The 26,749-nt window shown below is 27.5% G+C and carries 25 protein-coding genes and 1 riboswitch; of the genes, 3 read left to right on the top strand and 22 right to left on the bottom strand.

Features of this window, described 5'->3' with window-relative positions:
• Positions 1 to 75: 75 nt before the first annotated feature.
• The 11 genes from E5347_RS01480 to thiD form a co-directional block, all read right to left on the bottom strand.
• Positions 76 to 2,100, bottom strand: coding sequence for a DUF6259 domain-containing protein (locus E5347_RS01480; protein ID WP_136003867.1), 2,025 nt, complete (start codon positions 2,098 to 2,100; stop codon positions 76 to 78).
• Between the two features lie 15 nt (positions 2,101 to 2,115).
• Entirely contained in the window at positions 2,116 to 2,856 is a 741-nt protein-coding gene (locus E5347_RS01475; RefSeq protein WP_136003865.1) for a sugar isomerase domain-containing protein, read from the bottom strand.
• Between the two features lie 4 nt (positions 2,857 to 2,860).
• Positions 2,861 to 3,817 (bottom strand): BadF/BadG/BcrA/BcrD ATPase family protein, encoded by a 957-nt coding sequence (locus E5347_RS01470; RefSeq protein ID WP_136003863.1) that lies wholly within the window; start codon positions 3,815 to 3,817, stop codon positions 2,861 to 2,863.
• A gap of 62 nt (positions 3,818 to 3,879) precedes the next feature.
• Positions 3,880 to 5,160 (bottom strand): ABC transporter substrate-binding protein, encoded by a 1,281-nt coding sequence (locus tag E5347_RS01465; protein ID WP_136003861.1) that lies wholly within the window; start codon positions 5,158 to 5,160, stop codon positions 3,880 to 3,882.
• A 74-nt stretch (positions 5,161 to 5,234) separates the two neighbouring features.
• On the bottom strand, positions 5,235 to 6,086 hold the full coding sequence (locus E5347_RS01460; RefSeq protein WP_136003858.1) for a carbohydrate ABC transporter permease: 852 nt from the start codon (positions 6,084 to 6,086) through the stop codon (positions 5,235 to 5,237).
• 1 nt (position 6,087) lies between these two features.
• A complete protein-coding gene (locus E5347_RS01455) occupies positions 6,088 to 7,011 on the bottom strand; it encodes a carbohydrate ABC transporter permease (RefSeq protein WP_136003856.1) in 924 nt (307 codons plus the stop codon).
• Positions 7,012 to 7,077: 66 nt separating this feature from the next.
• Entirely contained in the window at positions 7,078 to 7,383 is a 306-nt protein-coding gene (locus tag E5347_RS17215; protein WP_136003854.1) for a DUF3307 domain-containing protein, read from the bottom strand.
• Positions 7,384 to 7,427: 44 nt separating this feature from the next.
• Positions 7,428 to 8,576, bottom strand: coding sequence for a glycerate kinase (locus E5347_RS01445; RefSeq protein WP_136003852.1), 1,149 nt, complete (start codon positions 8,574 to 8,576; stop codon positions 7,428 to 7,430).
• A gap of 247 nt (positions 8,577 to 8,823) precedes the next feature.
• On the bottom strand, positions 8,824 to 9,957 hold the full coding sequence (locus E5347_RS01440) for a CdaR family transcriptional regulator (protein WP_168354878.1): 1,134 nt from the start codon (positions 9,955 to 9,957) through the stop codon (positions 8,824 to 8,826).
• 420 nt (positions 9,958 to 10,377) lie between these two features.
• The gene (locus tag E5347_RS01435) at positions 10,378 to 10,788 is read right to left on the bottom strand and encodes a hypothetical protein (RefSeq protein WP_136003848.1); all 411 of its coding nucleotides are present in this window, start codon (positions 10,786 to 10,788) and stop codon (positions 10,378 to 10,380) included.
• A 176-nt stretch (positions 10,789 to 10,964) separates the two neighbouring features.
• A complete protein-coding gene (gene thiD, locus E5347_RS01430; protein ID WP_136003846.1) occupies positions 10,965 to 11,762 on the bottom strand; it encodes a bifunctional hydroxymethylpyrimidine kinase/phosphomethylpyrimidine kinase in 798 nt (265 codons plus the stop codon).
• Positions 11,763 to 11,845: 83 nt separating this feature from the next.
• A riboswitch (TPP riboswitch) is annotated at positions 11,846 to 11,950 on the bottom strand.
• 169 nt (positions 11,951 to 12,119) lie between these two features.
• Between thiD and E5347_RS01425 the strand changes: the two genes are divergently transcribed.
• A complete protein-coding gene (locus E5347_RS01425) occupies positions 12,120 to 12,290 on the top strand; it encodes a hypothetical protein (protein ID WP_136003844.1) in 171 nt (56 codons plus the stop codon).
• Positions 12,291 to 12,546: 256 nt separating this feature from the next.
• Here E5347_RS01425 and E5347_RS01420 read toward each other — a convergent pair whose 3' ends face one another.
• From E5347_RS01420 to E5347_RS01385, 8 genes are all read right to left on the bottom strand, one after another.
• The gene (locus E5347_RS01420) at positions 12,547 to 13,875 is read right to left on the bottom strand and encodes a 6-phospho-alpha-glucosidase (protein WP_136003841.1); all 1,329 of its coding nucleotides are present in this window, start codon (positions 13,873 to 13,875) and stop codon (positions 12,547 to 12,549) included.
• Positions 13,876 to 13,889: 14 nt separating this feature from the next.
• The gene (locus E5347_RS01415; RefSeq protein WP_136003839.1) at positions 13,890 to 15,485 is read right to left on the bottom strand and encodes a PTS transporter subunit EIIC; all 1,596 of its coding nucleotides are present in this window, start codon (positions 15,483 to 15,485) and stop codon (positions 13,890 to 13,892) included.
• A gap of 220 nt (positions 15,486 to 15,705) precedes the next feature.
• Positions 15,706 to 16,461, bottom strand: coding sequence for a MurR/RpiR family transcriptional regulator (locus E5347_RS01410; protein WP_136003837.1), 756 nt, complete (start codon positions 16,459 to 16,461; stop codon positions 15,706 to 15,708).
• Positions 16,462 to 16,758: 297 nt separating this feature from the next.
• Positions 16,759 to 17,964 (bottom strand): tyrosine--tRNA ligase, encoded by a 1,206-nt coding sequence (tyrS, locus tag E5347_RS01405; RefSeq protein WP_136003835.1) that lies wholly within the window; start codon positions 17,962 to 17,964, stop codon positions 16,759 to 16,761.
• A 518-nt stretch (positions 17,965 to 18,482) separates the two neighbouring features.
• Positions 18,483 to 19,868 (bottom strand): DUF4179 domain-containing protein, encoded by a 1,386-nt coding sequence (locus E5347_RS01400; RefSeq protein ID WP_136003833.1) that lies wholly within the window; start codon positions 19,866 to 19,868, stop codon positions 18,483 to 18,485.
• On the bottom strand, positions 19,852 to 20,370 hold the full coding sequence (locus tag E5347_RS01395; protein WP_136003831.1) for an RNA polymerase sigma factor: 519 nt from the start codon (positions 20,368 to 20,370) through the stop codon (positions 19,852 to 19,854). The genes E5347_RS01400 and E5347_RS01395 overlap by 17 nt, the downstream gene beginning before the upstream one ends.
• Before the next feature lie 81 nt (positions 20,371 to 20,451).
• Complete coding sequence (locus tag E5347_RS01390; protein ID WP_136003829.1) at positions 20,452 to 21,060, bottom strand: C40 family peptidase; 609 nt, start codon at positions 21,058 to 21,060, stop codon at positions 20,452 to 20,454.
• 238 nt (positions 21,061 to 21,298) lie between these two features.
• On the bottom strand, positions 21,299 to 21,880 hold the full coding sequence (locus E5347_RS01385) for a hypothetical protein (protein WP_136003828.1): 582 nt from the start codon (positions 21,878 to 21,880) through the stop codon (positions 21,299 to 21,301).
• A gap of 241 nt (positions 21,881 to 22,121) precedes the next feature.
• On the opposite strand from E5347_RS01385, the gene E5347_RS01380 reads away from it, so the two are divergent.
• A complete protein-coding gene (locus E5347_RS01380; protein WP_136003826.1) occupies positions 22,122 to 22,868 on the top strand; it encodes a polyphosphate polymerase domain-containing protein in 747 nt (248 codons plus the stop codon).
• Positions 22,862 to 23,551, top strand: a complete 690-nt coding sequence (locus E5347_RS01375) for a DUF4956 domain-containing protein (protein WP_136003824.1) — start codon at positions 22,862 to 22,864, stop codon at positions 23,549 to 23,551. The genes E5347_RS01380 and E5347_RS01375 overlap by 7 nt, the downstream gene beginning before the upstream one ends.
• Before the next feature lie 136 nt (positions 23,552 to 23,687).
• Here the strand turns inward: E5347_RS01375 and E5347_RS01370 are convergent, their stop codons facing one another.
• From E5347_RS01370 to E5347_RS01360, 3 genes are all read right to left on the bottom strand, one after another.
• On the bottom strand, positions 23,688 to 24,983 hold the full coding sequence (locus E5347_RS01370) for a DUF2812 domain-containing protein (protein ID WP_136003822.1): 1,296 nt from the start codon (positions 24,981 to 24,983) through the stop codon (positions 23,688 to 23,690).
• A complete protein-coding gene (locus tag E5347_RS01365; protein ID WP_136005820.1) occupies positions 24,973 to 25,299 on the bottom strand; it encodes a PadR family transcriptional regulator in 327 nt (108 codons plus the stop codon). Before E5347_RS01365 ends, E5347_RS01370 begins: the two co-directional genes overlap by 11 nt.
• 139 nt (positions 25,300 to 25,438) lie before the next feature.
• The gene (locus tag E5347_RS01360; RefSeq protein WP_243109698.1) at positions 25,439 to 26,725 is read right to left on the bottom strand and encodes a glycoside hydrolase family 125 protein; all 1,287 of its coding nucleotides are present in this window, start codon (positions 26,723 to 26,725) and stop codon (positions 25,439 to 25,441) included.
• Between the last annotated feature and the right edge of the window lie 24 nt (positions 26,726 to 26,749).

Raw genomic sequence — 26,749 nt, 5'->3', positions numbered from 1 at the left:
AATATTAACCCCCTAATACATTTATATAAATTAGGAGGTTTTAGCTACGATTGTTATAGTGTTTAATTCTATATTTTAACTATTTATTACAAAACAATATAATCTACTATTTTCAATTGATAAATCTATTTCATTTTTTTCAACATTTATAATTTCTTTATTCCATTCTATATCGTAAACCTCTATATTTTTTATTGTCTTATTAAAAGAGATGGTAATTTTAGCTTCATCTATATTACTATAGTTTCCAGCAATAACTACATATTTATCATCAGATATTCTATAAGAAGCAGCCTCACATTCAGATGATACATATTCTATATACTTATTATCAATAAAGGTTGTATCTTTTATATATCCTTGTATATTTTTTCTAAAGTTTAAAGCTTTTTTAGCATAGTTATGAATTTCTCCTGCCTCTTCTGTTAATCTAGTTGTTAATCCCATCCATAATATATTTCCTAAAACTATAGCTCTTTGCATATCTTTAAAGAAATATTTATATCTCTTATCTTCATCTGGCTCCCAACCTCTAGGATTAACCATATTAACTTGAACAAATTCAGGGAATGTATATTTAAATACATTATAAAATTCATCATACTCTGCACCATTCCATGTTAAATTCCCCCATGTATAGCTACCATAAATATCCCCACAGTTTTCTGTCATTATATATGAATTTGGATTATGTTTTCTTAGTCTTCCTAATAATTCTTTTAATACATAAATATTTCCATTATTAAAATCACCAATGTCTTCATGACTATGCTCTTTGTTATAGCAAGGCAAAGGTTCAGCTGAAGCAAGTTGATCAAGATAAATTCCATCACATCCATAAGCCTTTACTGTAAATTCTGCAGTATCTAACAAAAAATCTCTCCATAACTTATCTGACGGGCAATTTACCGTAAACTTAGCTGGACCATATGTTTCATAAATCATCTCTTCATTTTCATTTAAAATAGCCATTTTTTCACCAAGAGTTTTATGGAAATTTGATTCAACATCAAAAATTCTAGCATTTATATATAATGTAGATTGTCCACCATTATTTCTTACATATTCAAGACCTCTTCTAAACTCCATTGCTGATCCAAGCTCCATATCAGGATAATATTCTGGGTAATAAGAATCAAATCCTGTTCTATTCCAGCTTGCTAAAAACATATGATTAACTCCAAGCTCTTTCCCTTTTTCATATAAATATGGAATTTTGTCGAATGTATTTTCTATTTTTCCGTTTCTTTTGAAGTTATAACATTGATTTAAAGCATACTGTTCATTTAAATAATCTGGATTATGATCAAAATCTAAATATTTTCCAATGTAGTTTCTATATATTTTTGAGCCATAATGCCAGTCTTTATCTGTAATTGCAATAACATAATCTCCAGTACTATACTTTTCTCCCTTAGTTATTCTTTTATATTTTCTAAATCCAAAACCCATCCATGGATTATTTTCAAGTCCACTTGTTTCAGCAATTATTCCTGTTACAGGGAATCTTTCATCATGACTTCCTATATATAGTCCATTATTATCATCATAATAGTACATCCAACTCATTGAAGCTAACCCACAATAGTTGATTTCTCTTCTATAAATATCTTCAAACTTTACGCTACTGGCTCTCCAAAAATCTTTTTTATTTTTTCCGTAGCCTATTACAGGATTTATAGTTTTTTCACCTGCATGATGAGGGTAGATTATGATATCGTCTTTATAACTTTCTCCAAGAAATATTCCTGATATATGTGGCATTAGAACTTCAGTTATATCTATGCTATCATCCAAATTTTCAATATCCGCATTAATAACAATTCTATCTTCAATAGCTTCTATATATAAATTGCAAAGAATATTTTTATTAGAAAACTTTTTAATTTTTATTTCTAATTTCTTTTCATTCCCTAATACCTCAGCTTCTTCTGGAACTAGTTTAAACTTATTTTTACCACTTATCCCATATAGCTCTATAATAGATTGATTTATATCTTTTTTTATATATTCATCACCAGTAATAGAATTTTTAATACTACTAAAGTTATTAGTATCACTTGAATACTGGCAAATAAATGTCTTTCCTATTAATCTCATAACACACCTCTAATATTAATATCCATACTTTGTATAATTATCAATTGCTTCACCATTAATTTTTGCTGCATTATCCATATGATTAGATATATATACACTAGGCTTAAGTCCTTTAGCTAGAAGTTTTTCTACAACAGTACTTTGTATAGCCCACATTATATAACTTGCAGAAATTCCACTTGCTGGACAAATTTTTTGACCAAACCCTTCAACTTCTACTAATGTATCACCATAATTACTACAATTATCCAAATAATATTTACAAGCTTCAAAAAGTCTTAATCCACTTGGATGATCTGATTTAAGCTTACTAGAATACTCAACTGTTGTTATAGCTATAGTTAAACAATCTAATTCATTTCCCTTAATTGCTAAGTCTACAGGGAAATATTTATATCCCGAAACTGAGCCTATCATAATAATATCACCTGCTAATATATTAGATCTTCCTATTACGAAATCTGCAAATCCAGGAATACTATCATAACCTACTGCACCCTTTGATGCTGAAGCTCTATATCTTACTGGATTTTCTATTTCACATGTTATTTTTATTGGTTGAAGAGCCATCATACCACCTGTACGTCCAACCCCTTCAAACATAAGCATATGTCCTGTATCCATTATGTGCCATGCTGCACCCTTCTCTAGTCTATCTGCAATTTCCTCAGATATTTTTAGTATTTTTTCTTTTTGTGTATCTTCTATTTTTACTAATACTTTTTTCATTTCTTCAAAATACTTATCCATTAACATAATTCTATATCCTCCTATATTTAGATAAATTACTTAATACATCTTTATCACATTCAATATCTATATTGGCTTCTTTTAATAAAACATATAGCATTGCTCCTATTAAAGGATCATATTTGGGATCTTCATAATATAAATTTGGGCATTTTAACGATAGTTCATCTTTAAAAAAATTTATAAATAAATCTCCAATATTAGCAACTCCTCCTATTAATGAAACTGGTAATATTTCATTATTTAATCGTCTATTTAATATAGAAACTAATTCTACTAATTCTGATGCAGCTTTCTTTAAAATATTAATTGCATCATTATCTTGTTCTTTTGCTGCTTGCGCAATAATTTTTGATATTTCTGCTACATCTTCTCTTCCAAATTCTTTTGAGTATATTATGTTTCTAATTTCAAATTCATTATCTATTCCAAATTTTTCTAGGCATAGTTCTCGTAACCTACTGTCTTTTATATTGTTATCATAATAATATGCAAGCTTTTCAAGACACATAATTCCAATATGATATCCACTGCCTTTATCTCCAATTAAAGGACCCCATCCACCACTTACTACTTTTCTATTACTCTTTGATATTCCAATTGAAAAAGATCCTGTTCCACTTAAAACTACAATTCCGTACGATTTTCCCATAGCTCCAAAAAAAGCATTCTCTACATCTGATAGACATTTAATATTTTTTATATTAATTTTTCTTTTTATTATATCTATACATTTTTCAAACCCTGGTATAAATAAACATATTAAATCTAAATCATTAATTCTTAATCCTGCTTTAGCCACGCATTTATTTATTCCTCCAATAACATTATTAATAGCTTTTTCCTCATCTATAAATAAGGCATTAGTACCTGTGCATTTATAACAGCTTAATATTTCTGCTTTTTCATTGAATATAAGAAAATCTGTTTTTGTTCCACCACCATCACAAACTAAAAAATTCCTCATATTATTCTCCCAATTTTAAATAGTAAATTTGGGATGCCTTTCGGCCTCCCAAATTCTAATTTTTATTCTTTACTTAAAATTTCTTTTCCTTGTTCATCTACTCTTTGTTCAAATTCATCAGGAGTAATAGCTCCTGCCCAAAGAGATTCACATTCCTTTACAAACATATTTTGAAACTCTGAACCATTTATATTAACTTGATATGGAACAGCTGTTTCTAGAGCATCTACAAAATATTTATTGTAATCATTTTCGCTCACAAAGTTTGTTGTATCAACTTTATTTGAAGCTGGTAAACCGAACTTCATATCTAAAGCGATTTGTTGTCCATCTTTTCCTGATAAGAACTCAACTACACGCCAAGATAATTCTGGATTTTCTGCACCTTTTGGAATAACCCATGTATTTACAAATGAAGAAGATTTACTAACACCATTAACAGATGGTATTGGTAATACAGTATATTCAGTTTTATTAGTATCCAAAGTTGATACTGTTGAAAGTGAACCTATTTGCATTGCTACTTTATTAGCCATAAATGCTGAATATTCATTATCACCAAATTGAGTTGCTTGTGCATTAGTTGGACAAACCTTATAAGTATTTGTTAAATCATACATAAATTGCACAGCCTTCTTTGTATTTTCATCAGTTGATAATACACTTGATTTTCCATCTTCTGAATATAATTTTCCTCCAAAAGCAGCTATATGAGCATATGTTTGATCTGTGAAGTTTTTCCAAAAATATCCCCATTGAGCATCTGCTCCTGAACCTTTAGTAAGTTGTTTTGCTTTTTCTACAAATTCATCCATTGTCCATGTATCACTTGGAATTTCAACTCCTGCATCTTTAAACATTTTCGTATTTATATACATTACTTTAGGAGTAACATCACGTCCTGCTGCATACATTTTTCCATCAACAGTTAAAGCATCTTTAACAACTTGATATAATGAATCCTTATATTCTTGATTTGCTAAATCATCTAATGGCATAATCATGTCCTTTTTTGCATAACGTGGTACTTGATCCATTGCAAGCATCATTACATCTGGTGTTTCTCCTCCAGCTAGTTTAGTAATCATTGTATCAGCATAACTATCGCCAGAAACAGTTATAAATTCAAGCTTAATATCAGGATTTTTACTTTCAAAATCTTCCTTCATCTTTTGAAGATGTTCAAATTTAGTTATATCCCACCAAGTATAAACTTTTAATGTCTTTGGATTATCTGCACTAGCGCTATCCTTTCCTTTATCAGAGCTACCACAACTTACGAGACCAATAGTCATTACTAATGATAGTAATACAACAATTGATTTTTTTAATAATTTTTTCATTAAAATCCCTCCGTTTTATAATTTATATATCAAAGAGAAATAATAATTTCTCCTCGTTTTACAGATTAATATATTTATTTTCCTCCAAAACCTGAGTTCATTGTTGATGCCATAAAGTATTTTTGGAATACTAAGAATATAATTACAATAGGAATTATACTAAGAGTTGCACCAGCTAATAATACTGCCCAGTTAGGTTCACTTCCTTTAAGGTAGTTTAACCCTACAGTAAGAGGAAGTTTATCGTAATCATTTATAACTAACATTGGCCATAGAAATGAATTCCATACATTTCTAAAGGATAAAATTGCTGTTGTTGCTATTGCTGGTTTAGCATTTGGTAATACTATCTTGAAAAATATACCTATTTTAGAGCATCCATCTACTATTGCTGCATTTTCTAAATCTTTTGGAATACTTAAAAAATATTGCCTAAAGAAAAATATATTAAATGCATTTGATGCTGTAAACATACTGGATAAGAAAATTGCTGTAAAGCTATTGTATAAATTCATATCTACAATTATTTTATAATTAGGTATAAGAGTTACATGGCTTGGTATCATCATTGTAGCTATAAAAGCAAAGAATAATATATTTCTACCTTTAAATTCAATTCTTGTTACTGCGTAAGCAGCTAAAGATGCTACTATAATCATGGCTATTGGTATAGTTATAGATAAGAAAATAGAATTAAAAAGCATCTTATCAAAAGGTAAAACTTCCATTAATCTTTTATAATTTTCTAAAGTAAATTCAGTTGGTATAATATTTAAAGGATTTCCTGAATATAGCTGTTCAACAGGCTTAAAAGAAGACATAACAGCCCATATAAATGGATAAATCATTATTAAACTTAATATAATCATAAAAATGTGATATGATGTATTTCCAATTATTTTGCTTTTTCTTTTAGATATAATCACCTTATTCTCCCCCCTGTTCATTTCTAAATTTATATTGAATTAATGTTATTATCATAATAATTACAAAGAATATCCAAGCTATAGCTGATGCATATCCCATATTATAATTTCCAAAGCCTTGCTCATAGATATAGTACATAATTGTACTAGTTGAACCTAAAGGCCCACCATTTGTCATTATAAAAATTGACTCAAACATATTAAATGCTTCAATAACTAGTAAAATAATAACTACAAATGTTGTATTAGATAGCATTGGTAATGTTATTTTAAAAAAGCTTTGAATCTTATTAGCCCCATCTACTTGTGCAGATTCATACAAACTTTCAGGAATCGTTTGCAGTCCTGCTAAAAACATTATCATATAATAACCACTCATCTGCCATACACGCATGATTATTAACGCCATCTTACTTGTCTCTGGACTATTTAGCCACATAGGTGGATTATTAAATCCTATTGCTGTTAGCAAGTTATTTATTAATCCCATATCAGGATTAAATATCCATAGCCAAACCATGCTAACTGCTATTGTAGAAGTTATACTTGGTAGAAATAATGCTACTCTATAAGCTTTAGTCATCCTTCCCACTTTTTTATTTATAAGTAAAGCTAATAACAATGATATAACTAATACTATTGGCACCAAAAAAACTACAAAATATAATGTATTCCCAAAAAATTTATAAAAATATTCATCCTTTGTAAAAGCTCGTATAAAATTCTCTAACCCTATAAATTTAGGCTTAGTCATAAGGTCATAATCAGTTAATGATAAATATAATGAATATATTATTGAACCAAAAGTAAATATTGAAAATCCTATTAAAGCTGGTGATATAAATAACCATCCTGTTAAGGCTTCCTTAGTTTTTAAAGACATTCTTTTTTTATTTTTCAAATTATATTTCGAATCTAGCTCCATCTTCACCTTCTCAACACCTCTCTTAGATAGAAAACTATAAAAGTTAACATATCGTATATTTTTTATTTATAAATTTATTTTAAATACTAATATTAAAATAATGTAATGAATAATCTGATCTATATATAAGGCATATTTTTCGCCAAAATATTTAGGTGTTATTCCTCTTGCCTTAACATAATCAATAGGAAAATGTATTATTGAAATTACTGCTAATTGTGTTAAATTAACACTATAACTTAATAAATATGAAACAAACATAATACCACAAGAATATAGAATTGAATGTATAAATAAAACATAATTATCTTTGCCCTTACATTCCGCTAAGTGTGGAGTTTGAAATAAGTAATCACCAGTTGCATGAGCCATTAAAATAAATATAATATCTTTTATAATAATCTCACCTCTATTAATTAATTTCCATCTAGATATTTATCTCCTTCACATATAACCCTTACTATTCTTTCTGAAACATCCCTTATTAATTTCTTTGAATCCTTAATGCTCTCTTCCAATGTCATAGGCTTATTTACTATACTAAAAATGCTTGTAAAGCCATGATTATAAAGTTCATCGTATCCTTCTCCAATCTCCCCGCAAATAGCTATTACAGGAAGTCCATTTTTTTTGGCTTCTTTTGCAACTCCATATGGAGCTTTACCAAACTTTGTCTGAAAATCAATTCTTCCTTCTCCAGTAAATACTATATCTGCACTTTCAATCATTGTTTGTAGGTTTGTTTCGTTAATTACTATATCAATGCCTCTTTCAAGCTTTGAACCTATTGCTAAAAATGCCGCTCCACTACCACCAGCTGCTCCTGATCCTGGAATATTTAAAACATCTATATTGAATTCATTTTTTATTATTTTTGCATATTGATTTAATGCCTCATCTAATAATTCTATATCTTCTTTACTCGCACCTTTTTGTGGTCCAAAAACATGGGAAGCTCCATTTAAACCACATAATGGATTATCTACATCACAGGCAACTTTTATATTACATTTTGAAATTCTCTTATTAAAATTTTTTTTATCAATACTATGTAATTCCTTTAAAGCTGCCCCCCCTTCTTGAATATCTCTACCTTCTTCATTTAGAAATCTTATCCCCAAGGCTCTTAACATTCCTGCTCCGCCATCATTTGTTCCACTTCCACCAATACCGACTATTATGTTTTTACATCCTCTTTCAATTGCATCATTAATTATCTGCCCTGTTCCATAAGTTGAAGTAATTAATGGATTAAGTTCATTACGGTCCAACAAGTTTATTCCAGAAGCTGCTGCCATTTCTATAATAGCTGTATTGCCATCACCAAGTATTCCGTAGAAAGAATCTACTTCTCTTAATAATGGGTCACATACCTTTAGATTTATTATTCTACCTCCTGTTGCGTCTACTAATGCTTGAACAGTACCTTCTCCACCATCTGCCATAGGAACTTTTACCACTTCTATATTTTTATTGTATCTTTTTATTCCCTCTTCAATACAACTGGCTACTTCCATTGCCGTTAAACTTCCCTTATAAGAATCCGGGGCAATCACTACTTTCATATGCTCACCACCTTTTATGCTAATATTATCTACACTTAAAATAGTAAATGTTTACAACATTCTAATCAATGTATTTAGATTATAATATTTTAATGATTTTTACTGTGTTTTTTGTTTCCAATGCACAAAAAAATTGGTCTTATTCTTGCTATATTAAATAAAAAAGAGATATTAGTTAATGAATTATTTATAAATCATCGCTAATATCTCTTTAATTTAAAACCTATACTACATAATGAGTTTAAAACTAATTATCTTTATTCATTTTTATTAAATCGTCTTCATAAATAAGTATACCTAAATATAATTTAGCACATTCATAGGGTTGTGATAAATCTAATCCATATAAATCTTTAAATTTATTTAGCCTATACATTACTGTGTTTCTATGCATATACATAGATTTAGCAGTATCACTTATTTTCATATTATTTGTAAAGTATACTTTTATGGTTCTTAAAAGTTCCTTAGTTGCTTTGTTTTTTTCACTAAACACATTAATATATTTACTTAGGTACACCTTTTTACTTTCGGTAGATAATCCATTTATAAGTAATCTAATCTCGTAATCTCTCATATATATCACTTTTTCAGTTGTATCCTTCGGAATAATAGAGTCTATTACACTCATACTAGAGTATACATTATGATAATCAACTAAACTCTTACATTCTTCACCTATTATGAAATAATACTTTATTTTTTCATCTAAATTAGATTCTAATTCAAAAAGTAATTTTTTTATCATTTCATCAACATTATTACAACTATTCAATAATACTAGTTTCTCATTATTTATATTTAATATTTCATTATTAAATATATCTCTAAATAAAATCTCAATCTTTTGATAATCCAACTGATTAGAATCCAAGATTTTTAAAAATATCATTCTTCTCGGAATTTCCAAATCTATTTCTAATAATTTTGCCCTTGAAATGTAATAATCCATATCTTTAACATCAGTATCCTGAATTATATCTTTAAAAAATTCTTTTCTACTATTAGTCTTAGATGCCTTAGCTATTCTACTATCCATTTCATTAATAATCATTTCTACTAACTCTTTTACTAATGGTCCATATGGAATAACTTCCTCAGCTGTACCTGTAATTCCAATTACCCCAATCACTCTATTATTATAAGTAATTGGCATATTCACCCCACTTTTACTACCTCGATACATATGCTGATTTTTTTTTGTAATAACTATATTTCTATTACTACTAGCACAAATTCTTGCTCCTTCATGATAGGTACCTTCTCTTTTCTTATTGCTTGATGTAATTATTACCCCATCCGTTCCTATAATATTTACATCCTTATTAAATATAGGTGTTAATCTATTTAATATTCTTTTACATAACTCATAATTTAGCACAATATTTTCCCCCATAATAATAGTAAAATATAAATAATTAATAATATAAATTAATATTATTTCAAAATATACATAAACTCTCTAATAAATTATATCTATTCTATACATTATTACTTATGTTCTTAGTTTTATTATTAATAATATATCTTAACTAAATAAAAATTAATCTATAAAATCATATATTTAAACTTTATTTTATCAATTTAATTTGAATAACATCTTAATTTTATATTAACAAAATTAAAAAACGTTTTCAACACCGTGAAATTTTATATATTTTACCATTGCACTCAACTAATTTTTTATTATTATTTCTATATAAATAATTTCTTCTATATTAGATTATAATAAAATAATATATTATTTTATAAAAGGTTGTTATAAAAATAGAGCTATCTATTTGATAACTCTATTTTAATTCTAAAATTTTAATCTTTCAAAATATATTTCTTTCTTCCTATATAATAGGTATATCATTAATCCTGGTAATATTAATCCAAATATTGACGCAAAAGTAAATGCTCCAGTTATTATATTATAAATAATAGACAGTGCTTGTACTGCAATAAATAAATAGGCTCCTATTGATTTCTTCATTAATATTAATATTAATGATGCTATAAAAATTATTGATAATATTATTGATATAATTATTTCAGCTGAGTTAAATGCTAAGACAGCTCCGGACTCAGCTAACTTTGCAATAATTTGCTCCTTCATAACAATACTAGATACTAATGCAAATAATCCAAAGCCTTGAAATACTAAGTAGACTATTGACAGGATTGTAATACCACTCCCTACTCTTTGTTCATTCTCAATCTTTTCCATATCAATCTCCCTTTTCAAATTAATTTTATTTAATGGTATCATTTCCATAAATTAAAAGCAATTTAAATTAAGCAGATTTTTACTTTTAGTTATAACTTGTACACTCAATACTTATTTGTAACTTTTATCTATATTCAATTTATATCTCTATTGGTTTCAATAAAATATTCTCTTTCTTATTCCATAAATTTATAAAAATGATTAACTGGGCCTACTCCCTTACCTATATCAAAGCTATTTTTAATAGCATTAGTGATATATTCCTTAGCTAACTCCACTGCCTTTTCTATATTATTGCCTAGAGCTAAGTAGGAAGTTATAGCAGATGATAATGTACATCCAGTTCCATGAGTATTTTTATTATTAAGCCTTTCTGACTTTAATTCCTTATAGACATCTTTACCAATTAGTATATCAATTGCTTCACCTTCTAAATGTCCACCTTTCATTAATACATACTTAGGTCCAAGTTCTAAAATCTTTTCTCCAGCCTCTTTCATATCTTCTAAAGTATTTATTTTAATACCACTTATTTCTTCTGCTTCTAAAGTATTTGGCGTTAAAATATATGCCTTTGGAATAAGATTTTTAATTAAAGCATCCTTTGCTTCTGGCTTTAATAAGTAAAATCCACTTTTTGATATCATTACTGGATCTACAACTAAGTATTCAATATCGTATTGCCCTAAAGTCTCAACAATCTCATTAATTATTTCTGGATTAGAAACCATACCTATCTTAATAGCCTTAGGTTTTATATCTTCTATAACAACTTTTATTTGTTTTCTAATAATCTCCTTACTTAAGTCTTCTACCATAAATACACCTTCAGTGTTTTGAGCTGTTATTGCTGTAATCACACTCATTCCGTATGTACCAATAGCACTAAACGTCTTTAAATCTGCTTGAACTCCAGCTCCTCCTGAAGAGTCTGAACCTGCAATAGTTAATGTTGGTATTTTATATTTTTCCATTTGAAATCCTCCTAAAATTATAATAAAAAAAGCTATATCCTAAATTTGATATAGCTAGTAGTTACTAAATGGTGTTTTAATTTATACACTATTTAAAGCTTTCCTACGCTGGCATTATCCAGTTCAGGTAATTAGGGTTAATAATCTTAAGCTTATTTCTCAGCCTTATGGCACCCCTAGCTAAATATTTAATTTATATTTAATTTTACCATAATAATCTATAAATGTATATAATCACACATTCTAAAAGTAGTTTGTAATTTCAATTTTAAATGGATTAATATCATCTTATTTTATAATATTTTTTCTTTATAATCGGACAAACTACTAAAGATAAATATCTTGGAGGTAACTAAAATGGATAATAATAAAAACAGACAAAAAGATAGACCAAAATCTAATGCAGAACTTAGAAAAATGTATTCAGAATCAGGAGCTGAAATTGGAATAGAAAATGGAGTTAAAAAAGGCTCACATTCAAATGGTAAAAAATTTACTAAGAGATCAAAGCTATCTCATAATAAATAAAATTTCGGATATATATTATATTGCTTGTTCCATCGCTGGCTTTAAGTCATCACAATATAATATATATCCTCCTCAACCAAAGGTAATAATTCCTCATACTTCGGAATTATAGAATACATCCTTTTATTACTTTAACATCTCATTAAAACGCACATTTGTTATTTAACTTCCATAATACTAAAGGATAATTCTTAATATTAATGATATTATTTATATATAAAAAGGTTGTTGCAAAAACAACAACCTTTTTAATCTATTAATTTAACTCTGGCCAATATTCCTTATTAGCTTCTATCATCTCATCTAATATTTGCTTAGCTACAAAAGCAGATGGAACTGTTTTGCTCATAGTAAATGCCATTAAAGCCTTTTCATAAGATTTTTCAATTGCAGCTTCAACTACTAACTTTTCACAAGCTTCTTGTTGTTCTATTAGCCCCTTATAGAAAGTAGGAATTTCTCCAACACGAACGGCTTCTGGACCATCCTTTGTTATATATGCTGGAATTTCCACCATAGCATCATCTGGTAAGTTATTAATTGCTCCATTATTTTCAACCATTACTAAATGTCTTTTTCTTAGGTCAAAAGCTAAGCTCATAGCAACTTCTACTATAAATTCACCATGTACTCCAGTGAAGAATGGTGTAAGATCAATTTCTCCAGTAGAATTATACTTGTCCACTGTTTCAAATATTTTCTTTTCTCTTCCTTCCATTACTTCATTTGCTCTAGTATGATTTTTGTCTGAATGTCCAACAACTTCATCTCCTAGAAGATAGTATTGCATATATGTGTTAGGAAGATATTTAGGAAACATTTGTAACATATGTTTTGCATTAGTGAAAGTATGAAGCCATGATGCATCATTATGTCTTACTTCACTTCTTGAATCTGGTGGTAAATATCCATGTTCAAAAACATAATTTTTAAGTTCTTCTGTTTTATCTACTCCATTCACTCTAATATTTGTGAACCATCCAAAATGATTTAATCCAAAATAATCTGCTTCTATTTCATGTCTATCACAGTCTAATATATTTGCCATATTTCTCATGATTGCGACTGGCATATCACATATATTTAAAATTCTTGCATTTGGTCTTAACTTGTACATAGCTTTAGCTACTATAGCTGCTGGATTAGAATAGTTTACTATCCAATAATTTTTATTTGCATATTTTTCACAGTAATCAATCATTTCAACCATTGGATATATAGTTCTTAAGCCATATGCTAATCCTCCTGGACCACAAGTTTCTTGCCCAACAACATTATATTTTAGAGGTATTTTTTCATCTAATTCTCTCATCTTATATAACCCAACACGCATTTGAGCAAAAATAAAATCTGCGTCTTTAAATGCCTCTTCTGGATTAGTTGTGAAAACTAAATTAACTTCTGGATCAAATTTTTCAACAACCTTTTTTACTATTACTCCAACTTTATTTTGACGTTCTTCGTTTATATCATATAACCTTAGTTCATCAATTTTAAATTCTTCCTTTTTAGATAATAAACTTTTTACAATTCCAGGTGTATAAGTACTTCCTCCACCTACAATGACTAATTTAAATTTTTTCATAACTATCTTCCTCCCTATTCTGCTATTTCTAATGCTTCATCTACTATAGTTCTTATTTTATTTATTGAAAGACCATATACTACTTGTATGTTCTTTCCTTTCCTTACTACTCCTGATGCTCCTGTTGTTTTTAATGATTTTTCATCAATTATAGTGTCATCTATAACGTCAACTCTAAGTCTTGAGAAACAATTCTCCACTGTAACTATATTTTCTTTTCCCCCTAATGCTTTGATAATTGTTAGAGCCTTTTCTCTATCATTTACAGCATCTTCAACTTCTTTATTTGAATTCTTCATTTCTTTTTTAACTTTTGCAGCATTTTCATTTAAATCGATTGCATTATCACTATCATCATCTTCTCTTCCTGGTGTCTTTAAATTCATTTTCTCTATCATAAATTTAAACACTACAAAAATTACTACTATTTCAACTAATCCTACTAAAATATAAATTGGCCAATGTGTTTTCCCTATTCCAGCTGGTAAATTTATCACAAGAAAATCTAAAATTCCATTGGTAGCACATACTCTTACATTAAGAACATAAACTATCATTTGGAAAAATCCATCTATAACTGAATATACAAACCATAATAAAGGTGCTGCAAATATAAATGTAAACTCTAATGGTTCTGTAATACCCGCTATTACTGCTGTTAAAGTTGATGGAATTAATTGTGCTTTTAATTTACTACGTTTTATTTTCTTAGCTGTGTAATAAAAAGCTAATGCTACACCAATAACTCCAAAGGTTTTTACTAATCCATAATTCAAAAATCTCGCTGAGTCTGGCATCATTGCTATTGTAGGATCATTAAGTAATGCTAAGAATACTGGTTTTGCACCAATAACATTTTCTCCATTTATTATCATTTGATCTCCGACAGCTGAATATAAGAATGGTGACCAAATTAGATGATGTAATCCTGTGGGTACTAAAAATCTATTTAAGAATCCATAAACAAATACTCCTAATGCCCCTGCAGTGCTCATAAACCCTGTAAGTCCTGTAATTCCATTTGCTATGCTTGGCCAAATATATGTTGCTCCAACGCTTAAAATGGCAACTATTGGAATCATAATCATAAATACAAGCTTACTATTACCGTAAGGTGCCATAGCTCCTTTAAATTCTTTATTTATATACTTATTATGAATTACAGCTACTGCAACTCCTAAGATCATTCCAAGAAAAACTCCCATATCTGTTACATGAAAACCTAATTGAATTGTTTGACCTGTTCCATATAAATCTCCAGCAGTATCACCCGCTATTAATTTCCCTGACAACTCTAACCACTTACTATTAGCTCCTAAGAATAATATATAAGACATAATTGAAACAAAAGCAGCCTCTGCTTTTTTCTTTTTAGCCATGCCTATTGCAATTCCAACACAAAATAAAATACTTAAGTTCCCCATTATTGGTGACAACATACCATTGAAGAATTTCCCTATTGTCCATATTACTCCACCCTCACTAACAAAAGTTGTGTTCGTTAGTACAGCTGTCAATGCTATTGACATACCTACAATTGGTAAAAATAATACTGGTCCTATCATTGCTTTAGCAAATTTCTGCATACTATCTAGAATTTTATCTTTCATTCTATCGTACCCCTTATCTCCCTAAATTTTCTAATTGGTAATTACCTTGAAGATAGAATAACATTTTTGATAAATCTTGTTAATAGTTTTAACCCTTTCAGTAACATGTTACCTAAAAAGTAAACATGTTTACCTTTACATAAAAATAAATAAATCGCTGAAAGCATTGTTATACCAGCGATTTATTTACTATTTAATATTATTTTTTTATCTGTTTATTTTATATATAATGATTTTCTTGCTTAACTTTTTGTAATCTATTCATAACTTTATCTAATAAATACTCCATTACAATCATTACTCTAGCATAAAAATAATTTGATGTAATATTTCTATCGTCTAGTTCTTTATCATCTAATATATTAAAATTTATACTAGCTACTTCAGCCATATGACTATTTTGCTTTCCAGTAAAAGTAATAATATCTAAATTATTTTTTTTAGCATAATCTATTACTTTCGTTACACTGTCCGTTTCTCCACTTTTAGATATTCCTATTACTAAAGTACCTCCTATTTCATTATTATCATATACACCATAAGAATTAGTTTTTATACACTTAAACCCTAACACAAGCATTTTTCTACAGAAAAAGTCTACAATTGGTGATGAAAACCCCGTACCTGTAATGTAAATTATATCTTGTCTATGCTTTATTAAAGTCTTTATAAAGTTTTCTATAACATCTTTATCTATTTCATTAATAAAGTTTGTTATGTCAGAAGTACGATTCTGATTTTTCTCATTATTCTTCATTATAAAGTTCAATCTATATAGCATGTCTACATATCCAGTATACCCCAACTTCTTTGATAATCTTATTATCGTTGTTGCAGATGTATAATTAATATGAGCAATTTCTCTTACTCCTTTATCTAAAACATCATCAATATTTTTTAATATATATTCAAGTACTTGTCTTTCAGTTTCTGTTAGATTATAATTATCCGCAATTTTATAAATGTCAAACTTCATAAGATACCTCCAGTAATAACTACTAAATATAGTATAATGTTTTTTTATATAATTCACAATTTCTTTAAGAACCATTATTACTAAAGTAGTTATAAAATTTTTCTTTTGAAAATTTTTATATTCTTTAAGTTATAGAAAAATGCCGTATTATAATTTTAAAATACGGCATCTTATTACTATCATAAAATTTCTTAATGTATATCTAACAATAAACAAATAATTCAAAGAACCTTTTTGATAATATACTATTAAAAATACTTAATAAATACGATAGTCTAGTTTATATATTAGCTTTATCTAATCAATAATCAACTTAAGAAATTTTTTCTTTCCTATTTTTAGTACATCTTCATTTTTAATTTCAATATCTAATGAGTTTATTTTATTACCATTTAATTGAACTCCACCTTGAGCTAATAATCTAGAAAATTCTTTTTTACTTGGTATGAATTTTTCTTTTATCAATAAATCTTGTATATCTCTCAATACTTCTCCATTACATATTAGTTCTGGTATATTATCTGGTATTTCTTTTTTAGAGAAGGCTGTATTATAAAACTCTATAGCTTCCTTAACTTTATCCTCTAAATTGTATAAAGATGTTATTATCTTAGCTAAATCTAATTTTATATCTCTAGGATTTTCTCCTAATTTTAGTCTTTCTTTTATTTTATCTATTTCATCAGGATGTTCATCCGTTGCTAATTCAAAGTATTTAATAATTAAGCTATCTGGAACCTCCATAACCTTTTTAAACATTATATTTGCTGGCTCATTTACTCCAATGTAATTTCCTAAGCTCTTACTCATTTTTTCTATTCCATCTAATCCTTCTAATATAGGCATAAACATGGCAATTTGCTGTTCTTGACCTACTGCCTTTTGAAGAGTTCTTCCCATTAATATATTAAAGGTTTGATCTGTTCCTCCAAGCTCTATATCAGCTTCTAATGCAATGGAATCATAAGCTTGCATTAGTGGGTAAAAAAATTCATGAATCCCTATTGGTACATTATTCTTATATCTTTTTTGAAAATCATCTCTTTCCATCATTCTCGCTACTGTAGTAGTTGCAGCTAACTTTAAAACATCATCAAAATTCAATTTTGAAAGCCATTCACTATTAAATTTAACTTCTGTTTTATCTTTATCTAACACTTTAAATATTTGATTTTTGTATGTCTCAGCATTTTTTAATACTTCTTCATCTGTTAATGCTTTTCTCCCCTTAGCTTTCCCTGTTGGATCTCCAATTTTTCCAGTAAAATCTCCTATAACTATTACTGCCTTATGACCTAAGTCTTGCATTTGTTTTATCTTTCTTAAAACTACAGCATGACCTAAATGTATATCTGGTGCACTTGGATCAAGTCCTAACTTAATAATTAATGGCTTATCCTCTCTTAAAGACTTCTCAAGTTTTAACTTAAGCTCTTCTTCATTAACTATTAAACTAGCTCCCTTCTTAATAATTTTTAATTGTTCTTCTACTGATTTTTTCATTTTTTAACACTCCTCTTATATTTAAAAATATAAGCAAGCTCTATAAGAATAATGTACAAAAGCTTTTTTGATAATTTAGAACTTAATTGGTTTTTGAAAATAAAAAAACTCCCGCCCCTTATTTCTAAAGGACGAGAGATAAATTCTTCGTGTTACCACCTTAAGTTCATAGACAACTCACATTGCCTACCTTTTCAAGTACTCTAGTTAAAACTAGGTAATACTCTAGCACTATAACGTGTGCAAGGAAATCGTCACAGCCTACTAGTCGCTATTAAATAATGAAAATTTAACAACTCCATTTGGTGTGAAGCTCAAAGATGTATTCATAATTAGCTTATCTTGCACCTCTCATCACCCGGTAACTTTCTGTAAGCTTACTAATTACTACTTGTTCTTATCATAGCTTGTATTATCTTATACTCCGAATTATTGCTAACTCTTAGTTATGCTTATTTATTAATATGGATTATAAGGCTTATTTTTATTATTGTCAATATTTTTATAATATTCTTAAACTAATAATCTATTTTTACTTTGATAGTTCTATCTTTTTTGCTAATGTCTACAGCCTTATTGTTAGAAATAAATATCTTATTATTTTCATTCATATTTACTTGAGTTCTTAAAAAAGTAAACTTTTTATAATCATCTCCTAAATAATCTTTTATATTACTTTGATGATTTGAAACCTCATGAGAAAAGTATCCATTATAAGGTAGTATTTCGTAAGGTAAATATTTATCAAACCATTTTTTCTCATATTTACTCCAATAAGCTATATCTACTATTTCTTTTTCTTTATTATAATTTAATTCTTCTATAAATATATAATCATTTATCCAGGTATCCTTTATAGTACTATTAATATCAATATCTAAATCTTCACTAAATCTTGCACTTTCAATCACTATATTTGCTTTATTAAATTTATCTATAGCTAAATCCTTAAATGCAAAATTTTCAACTATTCTAATTCCATTCTCTAAGACTTCCTTCTCATCATAAGCTACTAATCCTAACCTATCTATATTTCTCCCTTCTATATTAGGAGACAAGTAAATTCCTTCATTAAAGAAATTTCCTTTATTAATTTGAATAGCTTCAACTTTTTCTTCATCCTCTGAAATCACGGAATAGTCTAAGTTTATTGCAAGAGGACTAACTCTTACATTATTTACTATAAACTTAACACCATCTATTTCTATTTTATTATTATCAGGTATAATATTTTTTACTTCTACAGTTTTAGAATTATCTATATTAATAATAACATCCTTGCTTTCACCTTCTTCAATTATTCTTAAAGTGAAATTATCTCTGTTTGCTCCTATTTTATACATTTCAACACATAAGATATCTCCATTATCGTCTTTTTCGCTATATATACCTGTTCCTGATGCAACATCTCCATCTAAAACCTCTATATTTGACTTTGAGCTTATATCTTCATCTAATTCTGGAGGATAATCATTGGGTAAAAATCTTTCTATATAATTAATATTTCCTTTCATAAAAACAGAAACATATTTATTATCATAAACTACAGCTTCAATTGTTACTTCTTTACCATTATTAAATTTAACTTTCTCATTAACTTCTTGAAGTTCTCCACTTTCATTAAGTTTTTCAACATAACTATAGTAACTAAAATAACTCTCATAACCGATAAGCTTCTTTATCATTGCTGATACTGAATTGAAATTAAAGACTAATATAAATACCATTAATATTAAAGCTACTTTTAAATATTTATTATTAAAATTTAACCTCTTTTTTATTTCTATTCTTTCATTTTCGATATTATTTTTATTTAAAGCCCCCCTCATTAATTCTTCAAAATTATCAGGTGCCTTTATTTCCTCTTCCTTCAGATTCTTTAACTCCTTATCTAAGTCCATCATTTATATCACCACCTATATCTTTTCTTATTTTATTAAGGCCTTTATTAATTCTAGACTTAACTGTTCCAAGTGGAATATCCATTATTTGAGATATTTCATCATAAGAATAATCTAAGTAGTATCTAAGCTTTATTACTTCTTTTTGATCTTCATTTAAGCTTTCAATAAGTGATTTCAAATAAATTTTATTTTCTGATTCTTTAAAGCCTTTTTCTTCTATAGGATAGAATAAATCTAATTCTTCATTTGTCTTCTTTGATAATTCCTTTTTACATATATTCACTAATATTTTCTTGCTCCAGCTGTAAAATGAATTTAATTTTCTTAGTTTTGGAATTTCCTTGTATAAGACTATTATCATTTCTTGAAGAATATCTAACGCATCATGCTCATTCTTCATATAAAAGTAGGCAAGCTTATAATAATTATCTTTTTCCTTCATAATTAATGATAATAATGCCTCTTTATCACCATTTTTAGCTCTCTTAACTTCTAGCTCCAAATCCGTCCCCCCTTAACCTTATCCCTATCCTTACATATGTAAGAGTAGCATATATAAGAAAAAGTTCCCTATTCTTTAAATTTATTTTAAAGAATTTATATAATCTAGTGGTCTATAAATTACACTATCATTGCTTATATTAAGATTACCTTCTTTTACTCCTCCAATTGGATATATATATTTGTTATAAGCATTAATTATTTTTCCTTTTCCTTTATATAAAACTACGTGGCCTGGAGTATAAATTAAATCCCCTGGCTGTAATTCTTCTTCACTAACTTCATACCCTTGTAATTCATCTTCTTGATCATAAGTAGAATATCCTATTTCCACACCAGTAACTTCTCTATAAACCCAATATGTTAATCCTGAACAATCAAAAGCTTGTTCTCCAACATAAGTTTCTTGACTTAAAGGATAGTAACTATCTCCATAATAACTAATGAGCTCATTAAGTCTTTCCTCTGTCATTATTTCTCCTTTACCACCCCAAACATATTGAAGTCCTATCTTTGATTCTGCTAATTCAATAACCTCACTTACTATTTTCTTTTCTTCCTCAGTCATATTAATTTCTTCATTTTTATACTTATCTCTTTTAATCAAAGTGCTAAATATTAATATTACAATGACTATACACGCTAATATAATAAAAGTTATTTTACTATTTTTAAACCTTTTAATTTTCATATAAATCTCTCCCTTACATCATACCTTACTATAATTTTACATTACATACTCACTTTCCTAATTACTTTTTGATTAAGAAATTATTAAAAGTCTATAATATTTATTTCATCACTTCCCTACATCTCTAATATTTAATTGTTGCTTATTTATCTTAAATTAAGGACTATCTTACTCTCATATAAAAAAGCTATGCTAAATTGAATTAGAAACCCAATTTAACACAGCTTTTTACTAATATCTATCCATGAAAATATCCTGTTCTACTTGATACTACAACATAAGGTACTTCTTTACCTTCTTTTTCAATATAAGCTTGATACTGGTCATTTCCCAAAGGCTCTACTTTAAGTAAATTCTCACCATACTTCTCATATAAATCTTTCTTAAACATCTCTTCCCAATCACTTGGTATTGGAGCATTCTCAGTAATATAGTAAGCTAATTCTTCTATATCATCAGCAGTACCTCCACTTGATAAATACTCACTATATATTGAATTAATATCAAGGTTATCTAAGAATGTTTTGCTCCATTTTAATTTTTCCGCCTCTGATTTATTATCTTGTCCCTTTATTATATAATTTTTAACTTCATAGCTTATATTTTCTATATTATCAATGTCAGATGGCTCTTCAATATTTTCTTGTTCACCATTATTTGAGTTATCAATTTTATCTTCTTCTGAAGAGTTATTAATATTATTTTCAGTAATCTCACTTGTTTTATTATCTAATTCTTTCTTTTGATTATCTGAATCATTTAATGAACATGAAGTTAAGGCCAATGTAGAAAGTACTAAGAAAATTAATAGCTTTTTCATAAGTATCCCCCCTATTTTGGTTATATTAATATATTACCATTTCAATATTTTATTTACAATTTATTGAATTCTTATAATTTCCATCTACTACTTCTATATTAATTATCTTTCAAATAATCATATTTATATTAATATTTCTTACTAACTTGTATATCTCTATTGATAAAAATTAGAATTTAAGATTTATTTAAGGTTAAGTTTATATAATTACCTCAGAAACTAAATTAATAGGAGGTATTTCATGGCTATAAAGTCCTTTCAAAGATATGAAAAGAAGTTTATTTTAAATGAAACTCAATATAAAAAACTTCTTCCTATTCTTTATGAATATATGAACGAAGATAAATTCTGTAAGAATGGAGAGAACTACAATATTTATAGTATTTATTATGATACTTTAGATAATCAAGTAATAAGACATTCAATTAATAAACCTTATTACAAGGAAAAACTTAGATTAAGAAGCTATAAAGCTCCTATAGGAGAAAATGATAAAGTCTTCCTAGAGCTTAAGAAAAAAATTAATGGAATAGTTAATAAAAGAAGAGCAACTCTAACTTTAAAAGAAGCTTATAAGTTTTTAGAGGATAGAATCAGACCTAAATCATTAGACTTTCTAAATAATCAAGTCTTAGATGAAATAGAATACTATTTAAATAATAATAAGGTTTCTCCAAGGGTTTATATAAGCTATAGTAGAAAGGCTTTCTTTGGAAAAAATGATAAAGATTTTAGAATAACCTTTGATTCTAATATTTTAGGTAGAAGGGATAATCTCTCTCTTCAACTTGGATTATATGGTGAAAATATTCTTCCTAGAGATTCTTATCTTATGGAAGTAAAAATATTAGGTGCAATTCCAATATGGTTAAGCAAAACAATGTCTGAATTAGAAATATATAATACTCACTTTTCAAAGTACGGAAGTGAATATGTAAAATATTGTTTAAATAATAATTATAACTCAAGGAGGAAAAACATATGCTAGAGACAATAATATCATCAACTAACGGGGAATCATTTACTTTATTTAATGCTTTACTAATTATTCTATCTTCAATAGTTCTTGGCTTAATTATAAGCCTTGCCTATATAAAAACTCATAAAAGGGAGGGCTATGCCCCAAGCTTTACTGTGACATTAATTATGCTGCCTGTAATTATATCAATAATAATACTATTAGTAGGTAATAATGTTGCAAGAGCCTTTAGTTTAGCTGGAGCTTTTTCAATAATTCGTTTTAGAAGTGCTCCTGGAGATCCTAAAGATATAACATACGTATTTTTCACTTTAGCTGTAGGATTAACTTGCGGTATGGGCTATATTGGATATGCCTTTATATTTACTATAGTTCTTTGTGCATTAACATTAATTTTAGATATAACTAAGTTTTCTATGCCTAAAACAAAGACATCTAAGCTTAAAATAACAATTCCAGAAGACTTAAACTATGATGGAATATTTGATGATATTTTAAATAAATACACTGACTCTTGGTATATTGAAACTATTAAAACTAGAGACTTTGGATCACTTTTTGAAATTCATTATATAGTTCAAATGAAACTTGATGTAAATCAAAAGAAATTTATAGATGAACTAAGAGTCAAAAATGGAAATTTAAATATTTCATTAAACTTTGCAGGATTTGAAGAAAAAGTTTATAGCTAAAAATAAGTCTATTTCAAATAGATATACAAGAACTCTAAATTTTATTAAGAATATTCGAAATGTTATAAAAGAATCTTATAACTAGTAAAAAGGAGATATACACTTTTGATGTAAATTATCTCCTTTTTATTATTACTTATTTAAATAACTTTTCATATACAACGCTAATTAATTCATCCTCACTTATTTCTTCAAGGGTTGATATTTCAACCATTTTATAATCTGATATAAATATATATTTATCTCCTCTTTCATTCATAAATACTTTTATATCCTTAGGTAAGTTAGTTTCTTTCTCTATATAATCTATCCCTATTTCTCTTACGAAATTTATTCTTTTATTGAAATTATATTTAACTACCCATTTATAATCACTTTCAAAAATATCATAACTTAAATAGTTCTTTTTACCTGCAACACTATAAAATAAATATGATGCTATTGGTGATTTATCTTCTATATAATATAAATTATCATCTTTACTAGAATCATTGAAATCTTCAAGTGTTAAATAAAAATCTTTTTTCGATATTTCTTTCTTATTATTAGAATCTAAAATTGCATTTGAAAAAATAGTAGTCATCATAACTATAGCTATTATTACTGGCAATATTAAATAAATTAATGGAATAATTATTTTTCTATTTTTATAGTTTCTATTTTTGACAAAGCTAATAACATACTCTAATATTATTGCAAATATCAAAAATATTATAAGTATCTTTAATAAATCTATATCAGACTTAAATCCATATACTATTATCATTAAAGCAAGAATTAAAAATCCAATAATACTTATTATCTGCTTTATTTTTACACTTCTTTTAAAATTATAATTAATTTTCCTACCTATACCCAAGCTTTTTTTGCCATTAACTGCAAAAATAATAAATGTTATTAATCCGATTATTTCGTGAATTGCAAATATAATTATAAACAATAAACTTCCTAAACTTAATTGACTTGCTAAAAAATGTCCATCTATACTTCCTATAGTAATAATATATTGACCGTATAACAGTGTAATTACAGTAAGAATTTTCAATAATATATATTTAAATGATGCCTTTCTAATAATCTTGAACTTTTCTCTTTCATCAGTATGAATTTCTATTCTTTCCATATTTTCTTCACTAGAATAAATTTGTATTTTATCACTTTCACATACAAAGTTCCATCCTGCTTCTTTGCAATATTCTCTATATTCTAAAGCTTTCTCACTATTTTTTCCATCCAAAAATGAAATGCTATCCATTATATCAACTGCATATTTTACTTTCTTAGGGTTAGCTTTTCTAAATTTCAGGATATATCCTTTCATGTATTGTAGCAGCCATCCTTTAGATGCCATCTTCTCTAAATATTCTTCTAAACTTTTATATTCGTAGGGTAAAAAATCGAATATTACCCACTTGCTATCTCTAAATATCATCCATATCCCCTCCTAAAAAAGACTTACCATCCTCAACTAAAGTATTTAACCTTTTGTATTCATCTTGAAGTATTTCGAAGCCTTTCTCAGTAATTATATAACTTCGTTTTCTACCTACTACTTCTGTTTCTCTAATCATATTTTCTTTTTCAAACCTTCCAAGTAAGGCATACAATGTTCCAGGACCTACCTTAACCCTTCCTTTAGATATTACTTCAACTTCAGCCATAATATCTACTCCACATCTTTCTTTTATTAATGAAATTAATATGTAATACATTGGCTCAGTTAAATTTTGAAATTGCTCCCTTGGCAAAATCATTCACCTCCAAATATCGAATATCGATATTATCTAAATAAAAAATAAAGACTATATATTAACTTTAATATCGAGTATCAATGTTGTCAATATAAAAAATGGAGAAATTTAGAATTTCTCCATTTTTTATCAAATTTTATAATATATCTTTTAATCTTACTCCACAATAATCCATTACTAATTCACAATACATTGAATTAGCCCATGAAAACCACTCTCTTGTAAAAATAGTTGGGTCATTAGGATCAAAGGACTCATGCATAAAATGAGTATCTCCATCAGTATTCTTCATCATCATAATTTTCTCTAATTTTTCCTCTTTACTATCTGATGTTAAAGCTTCTATAGCTAATGCTATATGCCATATATACCCATCTGGAGTATGTGGACTTCCTATTCCCTTAGCATATTTACCTTCATAGTAATATTGATTGTCCTTACTTAATATATAATTTCTTGTATTAATATATGTAACATCTTTGTTATCTTTATAACCTATTAAAGGAATAGATAATAGACTTGGAACATTAGCATCATCTACTAAGAAACTATTACCAAAGCCATCAACTTCATATGCATACATATCTCCATACTTTTCATTATGTACAATACCGTAAGTTTCAATTCCCTTTTCTATTTCTTCTTTTAACTTTAGAGCTCTCTTTTCTAAATCTTTATCTTTTAATACTTCAGTAGAAATTTCTGATACGTATCTTAAAACTGCTACCGCAAACATATTTGATGGAACTAAATATCCATAAGCACAAGCATCATCACTAGGTCTAAATCCTGACCAAGTCATACCAGTATACTTTGTCTTAGTGCCTATACCTTCTCTTTCCAAATTATTTCTTGCTCTAGAATTTAATCTATTAAATCTATACTTAGAATTTTCCTCATGATTTTGTTCTAATTCCCATAAGTCTAGTATAATATTTATAACTTCTAAAAATTCATTATCTATATGACTGCTATCCCCTGTAATCTTCCAGTATAAGTACACTAATTGAATAGTAAAACATAGTGAATCTAGCTCATATTTACGCTCCCATACCTCTGGTAGCATTTCAGTAATATCTTCTTGATGCCCCATTCCATTTGCACTTTCATTAAAGGCATTTGCATAAGGATCTATCTTAATAAGCTTATAATGTTTTCTAATTAATCCTTTTATCATATTAGCGATATCTTTATTATCTCTTGCAAATAAAAGATATGGTCTTATTTGACATACAGAGTCTCTAAGCCACATTGCAGGTATATCCCCTGTAATTATAAAGACGGTTTCATCTTCATGGAATTTCACTGTAGTATCTAATGTATTGTTCATACATTTTTCAAATATATCAGCTACCTTTTCATCTTTTATCTTATCTATAATTATTTCTCTAGCTTTTGAAATAAATTCTCTATTAATTTCCAAAACTTCCCCCCCTATTATCTCTAA

The sequence above is a fragment of the Clostridium sartagoforme genome (assembly GCF_004794105.1).
GTDB classification, from domain to species: Bacteria; Bacillota; Clostridia; order Clostridiales; family Clostridiaceae; genus Clostridium; species Clostridium sartagoforme_B.
The sequence above is the reverse complement of the archived record's forward strand: the minus strand, read 5'-3'. Positions and strand labels throughout refer to the sequence as shown.